This window comes from Pseudoalteromonas sp. NZS71_1, from assembly GCF_015864305.1.
Lineage (GTDB): Bacteria > Pseudomonadota > Gammaproteobacteria > Enterobacterales > Alteromonadaceae > Pseudoalteromonas > Pseudoalteromonas arctica.
Genome location: NZ_JADYXM010000028.1, coordinates 1 through 3,368, shown reverse-complemented (window position 1 = coordinate 3,368; position 3,368 = coordinate 1). Strand labels below are relative to the sequence as shown.

The window sequence follows — 3,368 nt, the reverse complement described above, 5'->3', positions numbered from 1 at the left end:
GGATTACATCAAGGTCAGAAGTAATAATCTTCACTAAAAGACCGTATATATGACAGCAAACCTGTCCCTGCTATCGTTGAATGACACCTTGCAATACTGGAGGAGACCATATATGAACTCTGCTTGAGATAGATTTATTATCCAGAATTCAGGTTACTTATTAAATAAAGCAACAGCAGCGTTACTCATTGCTTTTATTCCGGTAGGGATAGCAACTTTATAATCTGGTGCAAATTTACTAGAGTGTAGGGAAGGGAGTACTTCACCTGTTTTTATCGAATCTGCATATTGTGCTTGGTTTACACCTCCTAGCCAAAATAAGGTAATCGGGATATTTTCATCGGTGCGTCCGTATAGGCCAAAGTCTTCACCCGCCATTACAGCTTGTGTTTCAAGCACATTAGTATCACCAATTGCGCTGGCAATAGAGTTTCTAACAATGTCTGTTTGTGCAGGGTTATTATAAGTAGATGGAATAGATTCATCTTCATGTACATATACTACAGGGTAGTTTGATTCATTTAGGCCAGCACTTTGTGCAATACCTGCCGTGATTCGTTTTATTGCTGCTATTTGAGCACTTCTAACATTTGGGTTATAGCTTCTGAGAGTGAGTTGTAGTTTTACTTCATCCGAAATCACATTATGTTTTGAGCCACCATGAATAGACCCAACCGTAATAACCGAAGGCTCTAGCGGTGAAAGTTCTCGGCTTGTGATTGTTTGCAGAGCAAGTACTGTGCGTGCAGCTATAATCACAGGGTCTATAGTTGTATGCGGATAAGCACCATGACCACCTTTACCTTTTATTGTAATATCGACAGAATCTACACTTGCCATAGTGTATTCATTTTTCATTGATACCTTACCAGCGGGGACGCTAGCACTTACATGCAAAGCAATTATATGATCAGGTTTTTCATATTTACTAAATAGTCCTTCGCCTAACATGGCTTTAGCACCTCCACCAACTTCTTCGGCAGGCTGTGCAACCATCATCAAAGTGCCTTTCCATTGATCTTTGTGTACTATTAATTGCTCAGCAGTACCAATAAAAGAGCTCATGTGAATATCGTGGCCACAACCGTGCATTACACCTACTTTAGCTCCATGCTCGTCTATTACTTTAACTTTTGAGGCATAGGACTTTCCTGTCTGCTCTATAATAGGTAAGCCATCGGTGTCAGTACGGATCATCACGGTTGGACCGTTTCCGTTTTTGTAAATGCCGACAACACCAAAGCCACCTACATTACTTGTTACTTTAAAACCCAGCTGAGTTAATTTATCCGCTATTTTATTACCCGTTTCTTGTTCGTGATAAGAAAGCTCTGGCGATTGGTGTAAATCGAGGTAAAACTTTTCTATAGCTGGCATGGTTTTGCTTAAATTCAAATCGAGTCCATTTGCTTGTACTAATGGGCTTGCTAATAAAAGTATTGCACTTAGATAAGTTAATTTCATGTTTTCCCTCATTGTTGAATATGTATACCGGATGATTTAGGTATATGACTTGTAATTATTATGTTCACCACCATATAAAAACCTAAATAGATGAATATGGCAATCAATTCAATGAGCAACATAGTTAGTATTAATGCGCAAAACCTTCAACAAGTACTCGGTGAAACATCACAGCAAAAATTGGTGTTGCTTAACTTTTTCTCTCCTCAAAGTCCTGACTGCATCGGACAGGCTGCAATTTTAGATAAAATAGCGGCTGAATATGCAAGCTATATAGTAGTAGCAAACCTAGATTGCGATGCAGAGCAAGCACTCGCTTCTCAACTTGCGCAACAAGTTGGTCTTCAAACTCTGCCTACGCTTGTATTATTAAAAGACTCTGCACCAGTAGATTTACTTGCAGGTGTTCAAAGTGAGGCACAAATACGCGAAGCCCTAGCAAAGCATTTACCTGCGCAACAAGACTTACTGTTAGAGCAAGCAAAACAAGCGTTATTAAAGTCAGATTTAAATGCTGCATTCAATTATGCAAAGCAAGCTTATGAAATAGACAGCGGTAATGCACGCATCAAATTAGTGCTTGCAGATATATGTATTCAAATTCACAAGGTAGATGACGCCCAAGCGCTTATAAATACAATAGACGTACAAGAGCAAGATGCTTACTTTAATAATATAAAAGCAAAATGCGAAGCTGCGCTTGAAGCAAAAGACTCACCAGAGATTAAAGAAAAGCAACAACAAGTAGAAAAGTACCCAAATGACCTAGAATTAAAAGAAGAGCTTAGTATTTTACTCAATGAAGCAGGCAGAAAAGAAGAAGCATTGGATATACTATTTACAGTGCTGCAAAAAGATCTGAATTTCAATGAAGCGAAACCAAGCTTTTTAGCCATTATTGCCTCTTTACCTGATGGCGACGCACTCGCAGCAAAGTATCGTCGCAAGTTATATAGTATTTTATACTAGGGTCTGTTGCTCTTTGCGGATTAAAATTTGTTCAAACTAGGGGGGGTTAATCGCGGCGCGAGATTTGTAACCTAGTGGGCTCGGTAACTGCTCCTGCGTTACCCTACTGGCTTACATCCATGTAAGAATAAGTAAAAACCGAGTAACAAAGAGTAAATAGCCCCTAGGAAGAACCCTTTGGGCAGCGCCTGTTTGGCATTAATGCTACGTTATCGCCTATTTATGGGGAGTAACCACACTACATAGGCTCTGCCTTGCCTGAATACCAAACAGGCTGCTGCAAATTTAACCTTGAAAGATAAACAGACCCTAGATTCTAATAACTATTACTTTTGAGAAGCACCTAAATAAGGTGCTTTTTGCATTTTTAAGGTTTTAATTAAAAGCTATAGAATGGTTTAGCTATGTAAAAACAAGAGTTATCAACAGGTTTTTGTGGGTAACTTGTGCTTATCATGTGTGCTTGCTTGGGGCTTAATTTTAATTACTATTTTATGCAAATAACGCTTGCGTAAAATCCGCCGCTCCCTATAATGCGACCCCACTGAGACGGGATATGGCGACGCGCAGCGGACAACGCATAGCGAGGCACGAACTACTCAGAGAGTTAAATAAAACTTCGGTTTTAAATCTTCCAAAAGAAAGTTTAAAACTAAGTGTTGACTCGAAAAATAAAGGGTGTATTATTCGCATCCCTTGAGGCGCTAAAGCGACTCAAAACGTTCTTTAACAATATAAAGCAATCATCTGTGTGGGCACTCGTACAGATTGAGTTCTAACAGCCAAACTACTTCGTTCTTTATTGAGCAAGTAACGAGGCAAACAAATTAGAGTCTCAATTGAAAACTGAGTGACCAACAGAATAGTTATTTCGGTAATTATTCGGCACAGTCAATTCAATATCGAAAGATATTAAAATAAATTCAGAATTCATT

At 39.0% G+C, this 3,368-nt stretch carries 2 protein-coding genes; one reads left to right on the top strand and one right to left on the bottom strand.

Translation table 11 applies throughout. The features are described 5' to 3' along the window. Positions 1-153 precede the first annotated feature (153 nt). Positions 154-1,464, bottom strand: a complete 1,311-nt coding sequence (locus I6F43_RS19915) for a M20 metallopeptidase family protein (protein ID WP_165723092.1) — start codon at positions 1,462-1,464, stop codon at positions 154-156. Between the two features lie 111 nt (positions 1,465-1,575). On the opposite strand from I6F43_RS19915, the gene I6F43_RS19910 reads away from it, so the two are divergent. Next, positions 1,576-2,433, top strand: a complete 858-nt coding sequence (locus I6F43_RS19910) for a tetratricopeptide repeat protein (protein ID WP_121955452.1) — start codon at positions 1,576-1,578, stop codon at positions 2,431-2,433. Positions 2,434-3,368: the final 935 nt, after the last annotated feature.